Source organism: Pseudomonas spirodelae (assembly GCF_034653255.1).
In the GTDB taxonomy this organism is placed as follows: Bacteria; Pseudomonadota; Gammaproteobacteria; order Pseudomonadales; family Pseudomonadaceae; genus Aquipseudomonas; species Aquipseudomonas spirodelae.
Genome location: NZ_JAYEET010000024.1, coordinates 46,547 through 62,605 on the forward strand (window position 1 = coordinate 46,547; position 16,059 = coordinate 62,605).

Here is a 16,059-nt window from a genome sequence, read left to right on the forward strand (position 1 = left end):
CCTCCCAGCAGCTCAGCGCGGCACCGCCACCTCGCTAAACGCCCCCCGCCGAAATGCCAGCCAAACAAACCCAGCCGCGCCTACTGCCATCAGCATCGGCAAGGCATGCCCGCTGATCCATTGACTGGCAGCCCCGGTCGACAGCGGCCCAAGCAGGCAGCCAGCGCCCCAGAGCAAGGCGATATGCGAATTGGCCCGCACCAGGGCATCGTCACGATAGCGTTGACCGACCAGAATCAGCGACAGGGTGTACAACCCGCCAGCGCTCGCACCGAACAACAGCAACACAGACCAGATCAGCGGCGTGTGCAACAGCAGCGGAATGCTCAGGCTGGATATCAGCAACACCACCCCACAACAGCGGAACAGCATCTGTCGCGGCACCCGGTCGGCCATCCAACCTAGCGGCAACTGCAGCGCGGCATCGCCCACCACCACCACGCTGACCATAATCAACGCCAGTTGCTGAGCAAAGCCTTCGCGCACCAGGTACACCGGCAGCAGAGTCAGCACCATGGCTTCGAAAGCAGCAAACAGCACCACCGCCCAGGAAATCGCCGGCGACGCTCGGCAGAACGCCAGCACACCGCGCCCGGAGGCACTTTGCGCATCAACCTTGGGCGCCCCGTCGCGACCGAGCAGGAGCAGGCTGCCGAAGATCAACAAGCCTGCCGAAAACCAGAATCCGCGGTCACTGTCGGTGCCTAGCAAAGTCAGCAGCAATGGCCCACACAGCTGGCTGAGCGCAAAACCGGTGCCGTACAGGGCCACTAAACGGCCGCGCAGACGGTCCTCGACCAGCTGATTAATCCAGCTTTCGCCGAGTACAAACACCACGGTTAGGGAGATACCGATCAACAACCGCAACAGCAGCCACAACGGATAGCTGGGCATGACACTGAGCAACGCCACCGATGCAGCACTGGCAAGCAGGCACAGCCGTAGAGTCTGCGGCGTACCGAACCAGCCGGCCAGGTGCCCGGTCAAGCGCGCACCGAGCAACACACCGACAGCCGGCATACCCGCCATCACGCCAATCGCAAAAGGGCCATAGCCCCACGACTCCAGGCGAAACGACACCAGTGGCAGGGTCACCCCCAGCGCCAGCCCGACAACGACCACCGCCGCACTGACGGCGAAATAGGTTGCCCATTTCATTTACTCAACCCCCATCCCTTGGCGCTAATGGCTCACTGCAACACGGCAGAAAAGCAACGGCCGGACTCCTGACGAGGAGCCCGGCCGCAGGCTTACTTCTGCCAAGCCGGCCACTGGCCGGCCGAGTGTTCTCGACTTACAACTTGATCCAGGTCGCCTTGATCTCGGTGTACTTGTCGAAGGCGTGCAGCGACTTATCGCGGCCGTTGCCCGACTGCTTATAACCGCCAAACGGCGCCGTCATGTCGCCACCGTCGTACTGGTTGACCCACATGCTGCCAACGCGCAGGGCTTTAGCGGCCAGGTGCGCCTTGGACAGGTTGCTGGTCCAGATGGCGGCGGCCAGGCCATAGATGCTGTCGTTGGCGATCTGGATGGCTTCTTCGGTGCTGTCGAATGGAATGACGGTCAGCACTGGGCCGAAGATCTCTTCCTGAGCAATGCGCATGGCGTTGTGCGCGTCATCGAAAATGGTCGGTTCCACATACTGGCCACCGGTCTCCTCCAAGGTACGCTTACCGCCGCAGAGCAACTTGGCCTGATCCTTGTGACCGGCGTCGATGTAACCGAGCACGGCATTCAGGTGGCCGGCATCGACCAGCGCGCCAACCTTGGTCTCGGGGTCCAGCGAATGACCGGCTTTCCAGCCCTGCATGGCTTCAACCACCATGGGCATAAACTGATCCTTGATCGAGCGCTCCACCAGCAGGCGTGAGCCGGCGGTGCACATTTCGCCCTGGTTAAAGCAGATCGCGGCAGCAGCAGCCTCGGCTGCGGCCTTGAGGTCTGGTGCATCGGCGAAGACGATATTCGCGCTCTTGCCACCGGCCTCCAGCCACACGCGCTTCATGTTCGATTCACCCGCGTAAATCATCAGCTGCTTGGCGATCTTGGTCGAACCGGTGAACACCAGGGTGTCGACATCCATGTGCAGCGCCAGCGCTTTACCCACGGTGTGGCCATAACCTGGCAACACGTTGAGTACGCCAGCCGGGATACCGGCCTCAAGGGCCAACTGGGCCAGACGCAGCGCGGTTAGCGGCGATTTCTCGGACGGTTTGACGATCACTGAGTTGCCCGTGGACAGCGCAGGACCAAGCTTCCAGCAGGTCATGATCATCGGAAAGTTCCACGGCACGATGGCCGCGACAACCCCTACCGGCTCACGGGTCACCAGGCCTAGCTCGTCATGCGGCGTGGCGGCGACTTCGTCGTAGATTTTGTCGACCGCTTCACCGCTCCAGCGAATCGCGCGGGAGGCACCCGGCACATCAACACCCAGGGAATCGCTGATTGGCTTGCCCATGTCCAGGGTTTCCAGCAGCGCCAGCTCTTCGGCGTGGGCATCCATCAAGTCAGCGAAACGAATCATCACGCGCTTGCGCTGCGCCGGCGCCATGCGTGACCAAACACCCGACTCGAAGGTGGCGCGGGCATCTGCCACGGCCAACTCAGCATCAGCCAGATCGCAGCTGGCCACCTGGCCGAGCACACGGCCATCAACCGGGCTGATGCACTCAAAGGTGTCACCCGAAACCGCCGCACGGTACTCGCCATGAACAAAGGCGCGCCCTTCGATCTTCAAGTTTTTGGCGCGCTGTTCCCAATCGGCACGAGTCAGGCTAGTCATTCGAACATCCTCTATCGCAAGTAAGGCGCCGCAGTTTGGCCGCACGCGCTATCAATTATTGTGCATGGGTCAGCAAACCCAATCGTGCCGGCAACACTAAACCAGCGGCTTGCACAGTTCCAATATTTTTTACAAATAGCGGCAAAGCCACCTTGTTATGTGCGCTTTATTAAACATAGACTGCCGAAATTGCCATCCAACTGACCACACGCCTGACTGGACCCTCCTATGAACATCGAGCAGATCGTCGACTTCGCCCAAGCCACCACCCCAGCAGAGCACTACCGCCCAGCGGCGGAAAAAGTCCTCAAGGGTGACCCTGAACAGAGCGTGCGTAACCACTACGGCAGCCCATGCGGGCAATTCAACGCGGGGATATGGGAAGGTGAAGTTGGCCAGTGGAACATTAACTACACCGAGCACGAGTACTGCGAAATTCTGCAAGGCGTCTCGGTGTTACGTGACCAGGACGGCAACGCCAAGACCCTGCGCGCCGGCGACCGCTTCGTCATTCCGGCCGGCTTCTCCGGCACCTGGGAAGTACTGGAAACGTGCCGTAAGGTCTATGTGATCTTCGAGCAAGCCAGTCACTAAGCGCAATTTATACGCCCTCCCTTCGCCCGCCTTGCGCGGGCTTTTTATTGCCTGCCATTCATGGCGCACCCTCAGGGCCTCGCCACGCGCGGTTAAAAATAGCTCTAGGCAATCTTTTAATGCCTGGGTGCTTACTCGGTTAAATCCCAGGCAAGAAAAAGCCCGCCAGAAGGCGGGCTTTTTCGACAAGGTGCTTGATCAATTACTTGATCTTGCCTTCCTTGTAGATCACGTGCTTGCGCACAACCGGATCGAATTTTTTGATTTCGATTTTGTCCGGAGTGGTGCGCTTGTTTTTGTCGGTAGTGTAGAAATGACCAGTACCGGCACTCGAGATCAAACGGATCAATTCACGCATGACTTTCCCCTTAAACCTTTTCGCCGCGAGCACGCAGCTCGGACAGAACGACGTCAATACCACGCTTGTCGATGCAACGCATGCCTTTAGCAGAAACGCGCAGACGGACGAAACGGTTCTCAGACTCGACCCAGAAGCGGTGATGCTGCAGGTTCGGCAGGAAACGACGACGGGTTTTGTTGTTTGCGTGGGAAATGTTATTCCCAGTTACCGGACCCTTACCGGTAACTTGACAGACTCTCGACATGCCTCAGCCCTCTAAAACCACATGCCCAACCCGGCATGGGTTGGCCGCTAATATTCAATCTTGGCGCGCAGCGCCGCGTATCTCGAGGGTCTTACCGGCCGTACCTGAAAGCGCAAGAACCGGGCCCCTACAAAAGAGCGCTGCTTTATACCAGAAACCCCAAGGCGCAACAAGAATAAACGTTCTTTCCTCAGTCAAGCCGTGCCGTCGTTTACCCCCGTAAAGCCAGCTATTGGTAGGGATTGTATAGATCAACCGCTCGTCGCCAAGATTCATTGCCCTGCTGCCGAGTAATGGCCTAGGGTAAAGCCTTCGTCACGCGCCACCTGACTCTGGAGTTTGTTATGCGCCTCGCCTTTCTCCCGCTGCTGCTTGCCCCGCTAATGGCTCCTGCACTGGCCCAGGCCAGCACACTCCGCGTTTGCACCGAAGCCAGCCCAGACGGTTTTGACGTGGTGCAGTACAACTCCCTGACCACCACCAACGCCTCGGCTGACGTGCTGATGAATCGCCTGGTGGAGTTCGATGCAGCCAGCGGTACCCTGCAGCCTAGCCTGGCGCAAACCTGGGAAGTCAGCCCGGACGGCCTAAGTTATAGCTTTACCCTTAGGCCCGATGTGAGCTTCCACAACACTGACTATTTCACCCCCAGCCGCACGCTGAATGCCGATGACGTGCTGTTCAGCTTCCAGCGAATGCTCGACCCGACCCATGCCTGGTACAAGGTCGCCCCCAGTGGCTATCCGCACGCGCAGTCGATGCAACTGCCAAACCTGATCAAAAGCCTTGAGAAAAACGGCGAGCACAGCCTGCGCTTTACCCTAAATCGTCCCGATGCGACTTTCCTCGCGACACTCAGCATGGGCTTCGCCTCTATTTACTCTGCCGAATACGCCGCGCAGCTCATGGCCGCCAACACGCCAGAGAAGCTCAACAGCCAGCCAATCGGCAGCGGTCCATTTATCTTCAAGCGCTTCCAGAAAGATGCCAGCGTGCGCTACAGCGCCAATCCGGCCTACTTCGCCGGCAAACCCGCAGTCGACAACCTGATCTTTGCCATCACCCCTGACGCCAACGTACGCCTGCAAAAGCTACGGCGCGGCGAGTGCCATATCGCCCTGTCGCCCAAACCGCAGGATGTAACGGCAATCGCTGCTGATAACAACCTAAAGAGCGTGCACACAGCCGCCTTTATGAGCGCCTTCGTGGCTATCAACAGCCAGCATCCGCCACTCGACCAAGCGGTGGTTCGCCAGGCAATCAACCTGGCCTTTGATAAAAACAGTTACCTGCAAGCCGTGTTTGAAAACAGCGCTGAGGCGGCCAATGGTCCCTACCCGCCTAATACGTGGAGCTACGCCTCCGAGTTGCCCGGCTACCCTCATGATCCGCAAAAAGCCCGAGAACTGCTTAAAACAGCCGGCCTGGCGGATGGTTTCAGCACCACCATTTGGACGCGCCCCAGCGGAAGTGTGCTCAACCCCAACCCAAGCCTTGGCGCGCAATTGCTGCAGGCCGATTTAGCCAATGTCGGCATCAAGGCCGAGATCCGCGTGATCGAGTGGGGCGAGTTGATTCGCCGCGCCAAAGCCGGCGAGCATGACCTGCTGTTTATGGGCTGGGCGGGCGATAACGGCGACCCGGATAACTTCCTCACGCCACAATTTTCCTGCGCTTCGGTCGAGTCCGGACTGAACTTCGCCCGCTATTGCGACCCGCAACTGGACCAGCTGATCGCGGACGGCAAACACACTAGCGACCAGGCACAACGCAGCCAGCTGTACAAGCAAGCGCAGCAAATCATCCAGCAACAAGCGCTCTGGCTGCCGTTAGCTCACCCAACCGCCTACGCGCTAACGCGCAAACAGGTCGAGGGCTATCAAGTCAGCCCCTTCGGCCGGCAAGACTTTGCCAAGGTGCGCCTAACGCCCTGATACCTAGAGCCAGCCGTATTCGGCCATCGACAGCGGCTCTCCATCGCCGACGATAAAGTGGTCGAGTACGCGCACATCCACCAGTTCCAGCGCCTCCTTCAAACGCCGGGTCAGCACCCGGTCGGCCTGGCTGGGTTCGGCGACGCCTGACGGATGGTTATGGGTCAAAATCAGTGCCGCCGCGTTATGTGCCAGCGCGCGTTTAACCACCTGCCGGGGATAGACGCTGGCGCTGTCAATGGAACCATGGAACAGCGCCTCAAACGCTAGCACGCGGTGCTTCGCATCCAAAAACAGACAGCCGAACACCTCATGCGGCTCATGGCGTAGCAGTGCTTTCAAGTAATCACGCACGGCCTGCGGGCTTTCCAGCGCCGAATCGCGGCGCAACTGTTCGGCCAGATGCCGCCGCGCCATCTCCAGCACCGCCTGCAACTGGGCGAACTTGGCCGGCCCCAGCCCCAAACGCTGACTGAACGAGGGCAAATCCGCCTGCAACAGCGCCCGCAGGCTGCCAAAGTCGCCGAGTAGATGGCGCGCCAGGTCGACTGCGCTTTGGCCGGCCACGCCCGTGCGCAGGAAAATCGCCAGCAATTCCGCATCGGTCAGGGCACCGGCACCCTGGGCCAAGAGTTTCTCCCGCGGGCGCTCTGCCGCCGGCCAGTCACGAATACTCATCACACCTCCTTGTGTTATCAGACGCGGCAAACCGCCTCACCCATGCACCGCAAAGCCAAGCCTGGCAAGCGTTTGGCAGTACTACTCGAGTGCAGGCTCTGTGCTATCGTAGCCCAACTTTTGCGCTGCGCTTGGCCTGGGGAGGTGCCGGCGCGGCGGTGAATCCATTTTTATAAAAGGCAGGCCTATGCAGCGGCTGTATCGGAAACGCATCATTGTTGGCGTAGGCGGCGGTATTGCCGCATATAAAAGTGCAGAGCTGATTCGCCGACTCAAAGACCAAGACGCCGATGTGCGCGTGGTCATGACCAAAGGCGGCCGTGAGTTCATTACCCCGCTGACCCTGCAAGCGCTCTCCGGGCACCCGGTGCACCTTGACCTGCTCGACCCCGAGGCCGAAGCGGCCATGGGCCATATCGAACTGGCGCGCTGGGCCGATCTGGTGCTGATTGCGCCCGCCACTGCCGATCTGATGGCGCGCCTGGCCCAAGGCGTGGCCGATGACTTGCTGACGACTCTGGTGTTGGCCACCGATGCACCCGTGGCCCTGGCCCCAGCGATGAATCAGGCGATGTGGCGCGACCCGGCCACCCAAGCCAACGCCGCACTGCTCACCACCCGCGGCCTGCACCTATTCGGGCCGGCGGCTGGCAGCCAGGCCTGCGGCGATGTCGGCCTGGGCCGCATGCTTGAAGCCGAGCAGTTGGTGCAATGCGCAGCGGATTGTTTCCAGCATCAAGCGCTGACCGGCAAGCACGTACTAATTACCGCAGGCCCCACCCAAGAAAACATCGACCCGGTGCGCTACATCACCAATCACAGCTCCGGCAAGATGGGCTTTGCCCTCGCTGAAGCCGCCGCCGAAGCCGGCGCCAAGGTCACCCTGATCAGCGGCCCGGTGCACTTGCCCACGCCCGAGCGGGTTACCCGCATCAACGTGATCAGCGCGCGCGACATGCTCGCCGCTTGCGAGGCTGAGATGCCGTGCGACCTGCTGATTGCCGCCGCTGCGGTGGCCGATTACCGCCCGGAAGTGGTCGCCCAGCACAAATTGAAAAAAGATCCCGCCAGCGGTGACGGTCTACTCCTGCAAATGGTGCGCAACCCGGATATCCTCGCCACCTTGGCAAGCCGCAGCGACCGCCCGTTCAGCGTCGGCTTTGCCGCCGAAACCGAGAACCTGCTGGAATATGCCTCGCGCAAGCTGCGCGACAAGAACCTCGACCTGATCGTCGCCAATGACGTGGCTAACCCCAGCATCGGCTTCAACAGCGAAGAAAATGCCATCACCATTATCGACCGTGAGCTCCAGCAGAGCAGCTTCGTGCAGACCAGCAAAAGCAAGATTGCTCGCCAACTGGTGAGTTTTATTGCCGAACGCATGGCGCACAACTGACGCCATACTCACCGACTACAGAGCCTGATATGCACGCCTTACAAGCCAAGATCCTCGACCCACGCCTGGGCAACGAATTCCCTCTACCGCACTATGCCACCCCAGGCTCTGCCGGCCTCGATCTACGAGCCATGCTTGAACAAGAGCTGGTTCTCGAGCCTGGGCAAACCGTGCTGATCCCCACCGGCCTGTCGATTTACATTGGCGACCCCGGTCTCGCAGCGATGATCCTGCCGCGCTCGGGCCTGGGCCACAAACATGGCATTGTTCTCGGTAACCTCGTCGGCCTGATCGATTCGGACTACCAGGGCGAACTGATGGTGTCCTGCTGGAACCGAGGACAAAACGCCTTCACCATTGCCATCGGTGAGCGTATCGCCCAACTGGTCCTCGTACCGGTGGTGCAGGCACACTTCGAGCTGGTCGAGCAATTTGATGAGAGCCAGCGCGGCGCAGGCGGCTTCGGCCACTCCGGCAGCCACTGATCGCTCAAAACCTAGTTCCAGGATGAATGTCGAGGAGACGCGGTATGAAACTCTTCACCCGCACGGCTAAGGACGCTGACGTACTGACCCCTAGCGCCCAATTGAGCAGTGCTTCCGCCGAACCGAAAACGGCCAGAAGCAACCTCAATACCCTGCTACCTGGGGTACTGGCGGCTGTTGCGGGCATCATCCTGGCCGGCGCACTGCTATGGTTTGGCCCGCTCGACAGCGCCTATCAGCAGCAACTGCGGCAACTCAGCCAAGCCTGGGGCGGCGGCCAGGCAACCGTATTGCAGAAAGCCCTGCAACAGCTGAGTGCTGACACTCAGGCAGCGGCGCGCAACCCACAACTTCTGCAAGCCCTGCAAAGCCAGGACATCAACCAGATTCGCGCAGCCGAACGTAACCTCACCTACTGGCACGGCGTGGTTGATGCCCACTTAAATGCGCGCAGCCAGGCAGTACAAGATGCGAGCCGCAGCGCGCCGATGAACTTTGCCGCACTGGACATGCTGCGCCGCACCGAAAACGGCCAAACGCCGGCGCCTGAAGCCTACAAGGTCGGCCAGCGTTGGCTGGTCTACAGCGCGGCGCCGCTGCGCCTCAGCGACGGTGAGCCGCTGCATGGCACCCTGCTGCTGGCCGTGGACCTTGAGCGCCTGCTCGCCAGCCTGCCCGTGATGCCCGCCGAAATCGGTCAGATTCAGCTGATCCAGCAGTTCAACAACACCGCCCCACAGGTGCTCGCCCAACGCGGCCAGGCCGAGGGTGCAGCGCAATCATTCGACACCGGCAACCCCAACTGGACGGTCAGCTTTACCCCCGGGCCGTCGCTGACCAGCCCCGTATTTTCTCCGCTGATGCTCGCCCTTGCCGGGCTGCTCGCACTGGCGGGTGCGATTATCGGCCTCTACCTGTTACAGAGCCGCCTGCAACGCCACCTGCTGAGCGACGTAACGCAGCTGGGCCAGATGCTCAAGGAGCTGTCCGCTGGCAAGGCCGTCAAAGCCTTTAGCCTGAGCTTGCCCACCCTGGACATCCTCGCGCAGAGCCTGGCACGCCTGCCGCGCCGCGCCAGCGCGTCGACTGCAACAGCAGATGCCAACCCAGAGCGCGGCGCTGCCATGCAAGCACCTGCTGAGTCGATGCTCGACCCGTTGTTTCAGGACACCGATATCCTCGACATCGATATTCTCGACGAAGACCAGGATTTGCTCGGCCTCGATGAGCCGGCCCCTGTCCCAGTGCAAACAAAAGCGCCAACGCTACCGGCCGACATCTTCCGCGCCTACGACATTCGTGGTGTGGTCGGCCGCACCCTGAACGCCGAAACCGCTTATTGGATTGGCCGCGCCATTGGCTCGCAGAGCATTGCCCAGGGCGAACCGAACATCGCCGTCGGCCGTGATGGTCGACTGTCCGGCCCAGAGCTGGCGCAGCAACTAATCCAAGGCCTACTCGATTGCGGCTGTCACGTCAGCGATGTCGGCATGGTGCCAACGCCTGTGGTGTATTACGCCGGGCATATCCTCACCGGCAAATCGGCGGTGATGCTGACCGGTAGCCATAATCCGCGCGACTACAACGGTTTCAAGATCGTGATCGCCGGCGACACCCTGGCCAACGAGCAGATTCAGGCCCTAAAAGCACGTATCGACAACAACGACCTGGCCAGCGGCGTTGGTACGGTCGAGCAGGTTGACGTGCTGGATCGCTACCTCAAGCAAATTCGCGACGACATCGCCATGGCCAAGCCCATGCGCGTGGTCGTTGACTGCGGCAATGGTGTGGCCGGCGTGATCGCCCCACAACTGCTTGAGTCGCTGGGTTGCTCGGTGATTCCGCTTTACTGCGAAGTCGACGGCAACTTCCCCAATCACCACCCGGACCCCGGCAAGCCGGAAAACCTGGCGGACCTGATCGCCAAGGTGAAAAGCGAGAACGCCGATATCGGCCTGGCCTTCGATGGTGATGGCGATCGCGTCGGCGTGGTGACCAATACCGGCGCCATCGTCTATCCAGACCGCCTGCTGATGCTGTTCGCCAAGGATGTGGTGTCGCGCAACCCTGGGGCCGACATCATTTTCGACGTCAAATGCACGCGCCGCCTGACCCCATTGATCAGCGGCTATGGCGGTCGCCCGGTGATGTGGAAAACCGGCCATTCGTTGATCAAGAAGAAAATGAAGGAAACCGGCGCGCTGCTGGCGGGCGAAATGAGCGGGCATATTTTCTTCAAGGAACGTTGGTTCGGTTTCGACGACGGCATCTACGCCGCAGCCCGCCTGCTGGAGATTCTCAGCCAGGATCGCCGCGACGCCGATCACGTGTTCAGCGCCTTCCCCAATGATATTTCCACCCCGGAAATCAATATCGAGGTGACCGAGCAGAGCAAGTTCAGCATCATCGAACGCCTGCAGCGCGATGGCATATGGGGTGAAGGCAATATCACCAGCCTCGACGGTATACGCGTCGACTACCCCAAAGGCTGGGGCCTGGTGCGCGCGTCCAACACCACACCAGTACTGGTGTTGCGCTTCGAGGCGGAAACCGAACAGGAACTCGAACGGATTAAAGAAGTATTCCGCGCCCAGCTTTACAGCGCTGTGCCCGACCTCGACCTGCCGTTCTGATTAATGAGCGAATTTTTTACAGGAGCCCCGCATGACCCTCGAACGTGATGCCGCCACCAACGTCGCCAAGGTATTGTCCGAAGCATTGCCCTATATCCGCCGCTTCGTGGGCAAGACCCTGGTGATCAAATACGGCGGCAACGCCATGGAAAGCGAAGAACTCAAGCAAGGCTTCGCCCGTGACATCGTGCTGATGAAGGCCGTGGGCATCAACCCCGTGGTGGTGCATGGCGGTGGCCCGCAAATCGGCGACCTACTCAAGCGCCTGAGCATCGAAAGCCACTTTATCGACGGCATGCGCGTCACCGACACCGCCACCATGGATGTGGTGGAGATGGTGCTCGGCGGCCAGGTCAACAAAAGCATCGTCAACCTGATCAACCAGCATGGGGGCAGCGCCATCGGCCTGACCGGTAAAGATGCTCAACTGATCCGAGCGAAGAAGCTCAAGGTCAGCCGACAAACACCGGAGATGACCCAGCCAGAGATCATCGACATTGGTCATGTGGGTGAAGTCACCGGGATCAATACCGACCTGCTCAACATGCTGGTCAAGGGCGACTTTATTCCCGTCATCGCGCCGATTGGCGTCGGTGCAAACGGCGAGTCCTACAACATCAATGCCGACTTGGTGGCTGGCAAAGTTGCCGAAGCATTGAAGGCCGAAAAACTGATGCTGCTGACCAACATCGCTGGCCTGATGGACAAGCAGGGTGAAGTGCTCACCGGCCTGACCACCGAGCAAGTCGACAACCTGATCGCCGACGGCACCATCTACGGCGGCATGCTGCCGAAAATCCGCTGCGCGCTAGAAGCGGTGCAAGGTGGCGTAACCAGCGCGCACATTATTGACGGCCGAGTGCCCAATGCCGTGCTGCTGGAAATCTTCACCGACAGCGGCGTAGGCACCCTGATCTGCAACCGCGAACTCCCCTAGCACCTATGCGCAGGGCGAATCACCCGTTGATTGAGGCTGATTCGCCCGCTTAATAGCCTGCTGCAGGCCTTGCAGCAGAATGCCTTAGCACCGAAGCTCAGTGAACCCACACTGCACGCCCGAGGTGTACACCATGCCAGCCGCGCCTTCTCGCGAAGCTTTCAGTTTTTTCCATACGCTGCGTGTGCGCTGGGCAGAGGTCGACCCGCAAAGTATCGTCTTCAACGGTCATTACCTAACCTATGCCGATGTCGCCATCACCGAATACTTCCGCGTACTGGGCATTCGCTATCCTGATGACTTAAGCCGGGACGGCGGCGACTTCTTCGCGATCAAAACAGTGCTCGAGTACCTAGCACCCGCTCGTTTTGATGATGAACTGCTGATTGGCATTCGCGTCGCACGCCTGGGCGGCTCTAGCTTGAGCTTTGCCATGGGCATCTGGTGTGGGGAGCAGGCGCTGACCGCCGGAGAAGTGATCTACGTACACGCAGACCGCGTAACCCGCAGCAGCAGCCCACTGCCGGCATGGCTGAGAGACAGAGTTTTGGCCTTTGAACGCTGCGCGCCGCAAATATAGGTTTTAGTTGCGGCCCATCAGGACCTTGAGGCGATCACGGTCAGCATTGAAACTGCTGTCCGCCGCTTTGCGCATGGCTTGATAACGCAATATGTCGCTTTTGAGGCGTTCTTGCTCAACCTTTTGGCTGTCAATTTGCGCCAATAGGTTAGCCGGCACTGCACGCCCGGCGCGCTCATGATTGGCCGCCTGGCTTTGCAGGTTGGCTTGTTGAGTGCGAACGGACTGCAGGTTGCCGCGTGCCACGCCAATCAAGCCATCCAGCTCGGCGAGCTTGCGCTGGCGCGCGCGCTCGACATCTTCAGGGGTGCTGTAAAAGCGCAACAACTGTGCATCTGAGCTGGCCCGCGCCTTCTCCGCCAGGATGTGCTTCATTTCTTCGGCGCTGGGGGCTGGCGGAATCACCTTGACCACCCGCCCCTGATCGTTCAGCACCTCATAGCCCTTGCCGATGTGCTCTGGCGGCACGCCCTGACGACTGAGCACCGTGGTGCCCTTGTCATCGACATAGCGGTACAACTCAGTTGCACCTGCCACAACCGGCAACAGTAGGCCAAGCAACAGCGAACAGCGGGTCAGGGCAGATTTATGCACAATACAGCACCTTTATCAGCAGGTTAGATTCCGTACTCGGCACGATAGGCTTGTACCGCCGGGAGATACTGCTTGAGTTCAGCATCCTCTGCCAGATATTCCAGTACTTGTTCGAGTGACACAATGCTCACGACTGGCATCGCGTAGTCACGCTCAACTTCTTGAATGGCCGAAAGCTCACCCTTGCCGCGCTCCTGACGATTCAGGGCAATCAGCACACCAGCCGCCTTGGCACCCTGCGCCCGGATGATTTGCATCACCTCGCGGATCGCGGTACCCGCGGTGATCACATCATCGATGATCAGTACGCGACCGGCCAATGGCGCACCGACTAGCGTGCCACCCTCGCCATGATCTTTAGCTTCTTTACGGTTAAAGCACCAAGGCATATCGCGCTGATGATGCTCCGCCAGCGCCACCGCGGTGGTGGCGGCTAACGGAATGCCTTTATAGGCCGGGCCGAACAACACATCGAAGTCGATACCGCTGTCAACTACTGCCGCGGCATAAAACCGCCCAAGTTGCGCCAGCGCGAGGCCGCTGTCGAACAAGCCTGCATTGAAGAAATAAGGGCTGACGCGCCCGGATTTCAGCGTGAACTGACCAAAGCGTAGAACCCCACGCTCGATGGCAAAACGGATGAAATCGCGCTGATACGCTTGCATGAAAAAGTCCCGGACGGCACGGTTTTACTAGGAAGTTACTTATTAGAGACGAGCTCGGGTATCATACACGCACGTGATTTTTGGGGCCATTTATGCGGATCATCAGTGTGAACGTGAATGGTATTCATGCTGCAGTCGAGCGCGGTTTGCTCAGTTGGCTGCAAGCACAGAATGCCGACGTCATCTGCCTGCAGGACACCCGCGCCTCCGCCTTTGAACTGGATGACCAAGCCTTCCAACTGGATGGCTATTTCCTTTATGCCTGCGATGCAGAAGTGCCAGCCCAAGGTGGTGTGGCGCTGTATTCGCGGTTGCAACCCAAGGCGGTAATCAGCGGCCTCGGCTTTGAAATGGCCGACCGCTATGGGCGCTACCTGCAAGCTGATTTTGACAAAGTAAGTATTGCCACCTTGCTGATGCCTTCGGGACAGCAGGGCGACGAGAACTTGAATCAGAAATTCAAGTTCATGGACGACTTCACCCATTATTTGGACAAGCAGCGCCGCAAGCGCCGCGAGTACATCTACTGCGGCTCGCTCTACGTGGCGCATCAGAAGCTCGACGTGAAGAACTGGCGCGATTGCCAGCAATCACCGGGATTCCTCGCCCCAGAGCGGGCTTGGCTGGATGAAGTGATTGGCTCCATGGGCTATGTTGATGCATTGCGCGAAGTCAGCCGCGAAGGCGACCAGTTCAGCTGGTGGCCAGACAGCGAGCAGGCCGAGCTGCTCAACCTGGGCTATCGCTTCGACTATCAACTGCTCACCCCCGGCATGCGCCGCAGCATTCGCAGCGCCCGCTTGCCGCACCAGCCGCGCTTCTCGCAGCATGCGCCTTTGATCGTCGATTACGACTGGATTCTCAGCGTATAGCCAACAGGCAGAAAAAAGCCGACGCATGCGTCGGCTTTTTTGCATCTACCAACTGCTTATTTGATCAAGCGCCAAGCAAAGGGATAGCGATACGCCTGACCTTCATTGGCCTTGATTCCTGCAATGATGGTCAACACCAGCGCGGCCACACAGACCAGCAGCATCAATGGAAAGCCGATCAGTATCCAGGCCAGCAAACCGCAGACCATTAATGCAAGGCTCACGGTGATCTGAAAGTTCAGCGCCTCTTTGCCCTGCTGATCGACAAACGGGTCGAGATCCTTCTTCAGCTGCCAAGCGATAAGTGGGCCGATAACATTGCCGACCATAGGTGCGAGAACCCAAGCAAACGCCGCGAAATGGCACAACATTGCCCACTGGCGGGCCTCAGGGCCGGGAACCGGCTGCAGTGCTTGGGTCTCGTCACTCATGGTGCCTCTCCTTGCGTTATCGACTTGCAGCAAAGCTCAATCAGTCAGCCAGCGCCGCTTGCTGCAGCTCGAACAGCTCTGTCATGCCTTTCTGTGCCAACGCCAGCATGGCATTCAGCTCAGCCGGCTGGAAGGGTGCGCCTTCGGCGGTGCCCTGCACTTCGATGAAGCCACCGGTGTTGGTCATCACCACGTTGAGGTCAGTTTCAGCGGCAGAATCTTCCAAATAATCCAAATCCAGCACTGGCTCGCCTTGATACATACCCACTGAGACAGCGGCAATCATCTGCTTGAGTGGATCACCGTTTTTCAGACCGCCCCGCTTCTTGATCACTTTCAGTGCATCAATCACCGCCACCATGGCACCGGTAATAGAGGCGGTACGGGTGCCGCCATCGGCCTGGATCACGTCGCAGTCGACATACAGGGTGTTTTCGCCCAGTTTCGACATATCCAGCGCCGCGCGCAGCGAACGGCCAATCAAGCGCTGAATTTCCAGAGTACGACCGCCCTGCTTGCCGCGGCTGGCTTCACGCTGGTTACGGTCACCGGTGGCACGCGGCAGCATGCCGTATTCGGCGGTCAACCAACCCTGGCCCTGGCCTTTCAAGAAGCGCGGAACGCCCGACTCAACACTGACCGTGCAAATCACTTTGGTATCGCCAAACTCCACCAACACCGAACCCTCGGCATGCTTGGTGTAGTTGCGGGTGATACGAATCGAGCGCAACTGATCGGCGGCGCGGCCACTGGGACGTTTCATCTAGGAATACCTACTCTGAATAAAAATCTGCTGCCCATTATAGGGACGTAAGCCTGTGCTGACATGCCGAATTGGGAGCCACTGACGCACTGCGCTACAATCCT

General features: G+C 59.5%; 17 protein-coding genes. 8 read left to right on the plus strand and 9 right to left on the minus strand.

What is annotated here, in order from left to right:
• Positions 1-12 precede the first annotated feature (12 nt).
• Positions 13-1,158: an MFS transporter gene (locus tag SOP97_RS08150; protein ID WP_322948891.1), complete on the minus strand. Its 1,146-nt coding sequence runs from the start codon at positions 1,156-1,158 to the stop codon at positions 13-15.
• Positions 1,159-1,294: 136 nt separating this feature from the next.
• Positions 1,295-2,788 carry an aldehyde dehydrogenase gene (locus tag SOP97_RS08155; RefSeq protein WP_322948892.1) on the minus strand — a complete coding sequence of 498 codons (1,494 nt, stop codon included), beginning with the start codon at positions 2,786-2,788 and terminating at the stop codon, positions 1,295-1,297.
• A 228-nt stretch (positions 2,789-3,016) separates the two neighbouring features.
• Between SOP97_RS08155 and SOP97_RS08160 the strand changes: the two genes are divergently transcribed.
• Positions 3,017-3,382 carry a cupin domain-containing protein gene (locus SOP97_RS08160; protein WP_322948893.1) on the plus strand — a complete coding sequence of 122 codons (366 nt, stop codon included), beginning with the start codon at positions 3,017-3,019 and terminating at the stop codon, positions 3,380-3,382.
• A gap of 202 nt (positions 3,383-3,584) precedes the next feature.
• On the opposite strand, the gene rpmG is transcribed toward SOP97_RS08160, so the two are convergent.
• Together rpmG and rpmB are read right to left on the minus strand one after the other, a co-directional pair.
• Positions 3,585-3,740 carry a 50S ribosomal protein L33 gene (gene rpmG / locus SOP97_RS08165; protein WP_007894709.1) on the minus strand — a complete coding sequence of 52 codons (156 nt, stop codon included), beginning with the start codon at positions 3,738-3,740 and terminating at the stop codon, positions 3,585-3,587.
• 10 nt (positions 3,741-3,750) lie between these two features.
• Positions 3,751-3,987: a 50S ribosomal protein L28 gene (gene rpmB / locus SOP97_RS08170; protein ID WP_090240685.1), complete on the minus strand. Its 237-nt coding sequence runs from the start codon at positions 3,985-3,987 to the stop codon at positions 3,751-3,753.
• Positions 3,988-4,331: 344 nt separating this feature from the next.
• Here rpmB and SOP97_RS08175 point away from each other — a divergent pair, with 344 nt between their 5' ends.
• Entirely contained in the window at positions 4,332-5,921 is a 1,590-nt protein-coding gene (locus SOP97_RS08175) for an ABC transporter substrate-binding protein (protein ID WP_322948894.1), read from the plus strand.
• Between the two features lie 3 nt (positions 5,922-5,924).
• On the opposite strand, the gene radC is transcribed toward SOP97_RS08175, so the two are convergent.
• Complete coding sequence (gene radC / locus SOP97_RS08180) at positions 5,925-6,599, minus strand: RadC family protein (RefSeq protein WP_322948895.1); 675 nt, start codon at positions 6,597-6,599, stop codon at positions 5,925-5,927.
• A 187-nt stretch (positions 6,600-6,786) separates the two neighbouring features.
• On the opposite strand from radC, the gene coaBC reads away from it, so the two are divergent.
• The 5 genes from coaBC to SOP97_RS08205 all read left to right on the plus strand — a co-directional run bounded on the left by coaBC (position 6,787) and on the right by SOP97_RS08205 (position 12,630).
• Positions 6,787-7,995, plus strand: coding sequence for a bifunctional phosphopantothenoylcysteine decarboxylase/phosphopantothenate--cysteine ligase CoaBC (gene coaBC / locus SOP97_RS08185; protein WP_322948896.1), 1,209 nt, complete (start codon positions 6,787-6,789; stop codon positions 7,993-7,995).
• A 29-nt stretch (positions 7,996-8,024) separates the two neighbouring features.
• On the plus strand, positions 8,025-8,480 hold the full coding sequence (gene dut / locus SOP97_RS08190; RefSeq protein ID WP_322948897.1) for a dUTP diphosphatase: 456 nt from the start codon (positions 8,025-8,027) through the stop codon (positions 8,478-8,480).
• A 1,244-nt stretch (positions 8,481-9,724) separates the two neighbouring features.
• The gene (gene algC, locus SOP97_RS08195) at positions 9,725-11,113 is read left to right on the plus strand and encodes a phosphomannomutase/phosphoglucomutase (protein WP_322948906.1); all 1,389 of its coding nucleotides are present in this window, start codon (positions 9,725-9,727) and stop codon (positions 11,111-11,113) included.
• A gap of 31 nt (positions 11,114-11,144) precedes the next feature.
• Positions 11,145-12,050, plus strand: coding sequence for an acetylglutamate kinase (gene argB / locus SOP97_RS08200; protein WP_274087033.1), 906 nt, complete (start codon positions 11,145-11,147; stop codon positions 12,048-12,050).
• 133 nt (positions 12,051-12,183) lie between these two features.
• A complete protein-coding gene (locus SOP97_RS08205; RefSeq protein WP_322948898.1) occupies positions 12,184-12,630 on the plus strand; it encodes an acyl-CoA thioesterase in 447 nt (148 codons plus the stop codon).
• A gap of 3 nt (positions 12,631-12,633) precedes the next feature.
• On the opposite strand, the gene SOP97_RS08210 is transcribed toward SOP97_RS08205, so the two are convergent.
• Both SOP97_RS08210 and pyrE read right to left on the minus strand, forming a co-directional pair.
• On the minus strand, positions 12,634-13,224 hold the full coding sequence (locus SOP97_RS08210; RefSeq protein ID WP_274087031.1) for a DUF4124 domain-containing protein: 591 nt from the start codon (positions 13,222-13,224) through the stop codon (positions 12,634-12,636).
• A 23-nt stretch (positions 13,225-13,247) separates the two neighbouring features.
• The gene (gene pyrE, locus SOP97_RS08215) at positions 13,248-13,889 is read right to left on the minus strand and encodes an orotate phosphoribosyltransferase (RefSeq protein WP_322948899.1); all 642 of its coding nucleotides are present in this window, start codon (positions 13,887-13,889) and stop codon (positions 13,248-13,250) included.
• A 92-nt stretch (positions 13,890-13,981) separates the two neighbouring features.
• Here pyrE and SOP97_RS08220 point away from each other — a divergent pair, with 92 nt between their 5' ends.
• Entirely contained in the window at positions 13,982-14,761 is a 780-nt protein-coding gene (locus SOP97_RS08220; RefSeq protein WP_274087029.1) for an exodeoxyribonuclease III, read from the plus strand.
• A 56-nt stretch (positions 14,762-14,817) separates the two neighbouring features.
• Here SOP97_RS08220 and SOP97_RS08225 read toward each other — a convergent pair whose 3' ends face one another.
• Positions 14,818-15,192 (minus strand): DUF4870 domain-containing protein, encoded by a 375-nt coding sequence (locus SOP97_RS08225; protein ID WP_322948900.1) that lies wholly within the window; start codon positions 15,190-15,192, stop codon positions 14,818-14,820.
• A gap of 40 nt (positions 15,193-15,232) precedes the next feature.
• A complete protein-coding gene (gene rph, locus SOP97_RS08230; protein WP_090240705.1) occupies positions 15,233-15,955 on the minus strand; it encodes a ribonuclease PH in 723 nt (240 codons plus the stop codon).
• Positions 15,956-16,059 lie beyond the last annotated feature (104 nt).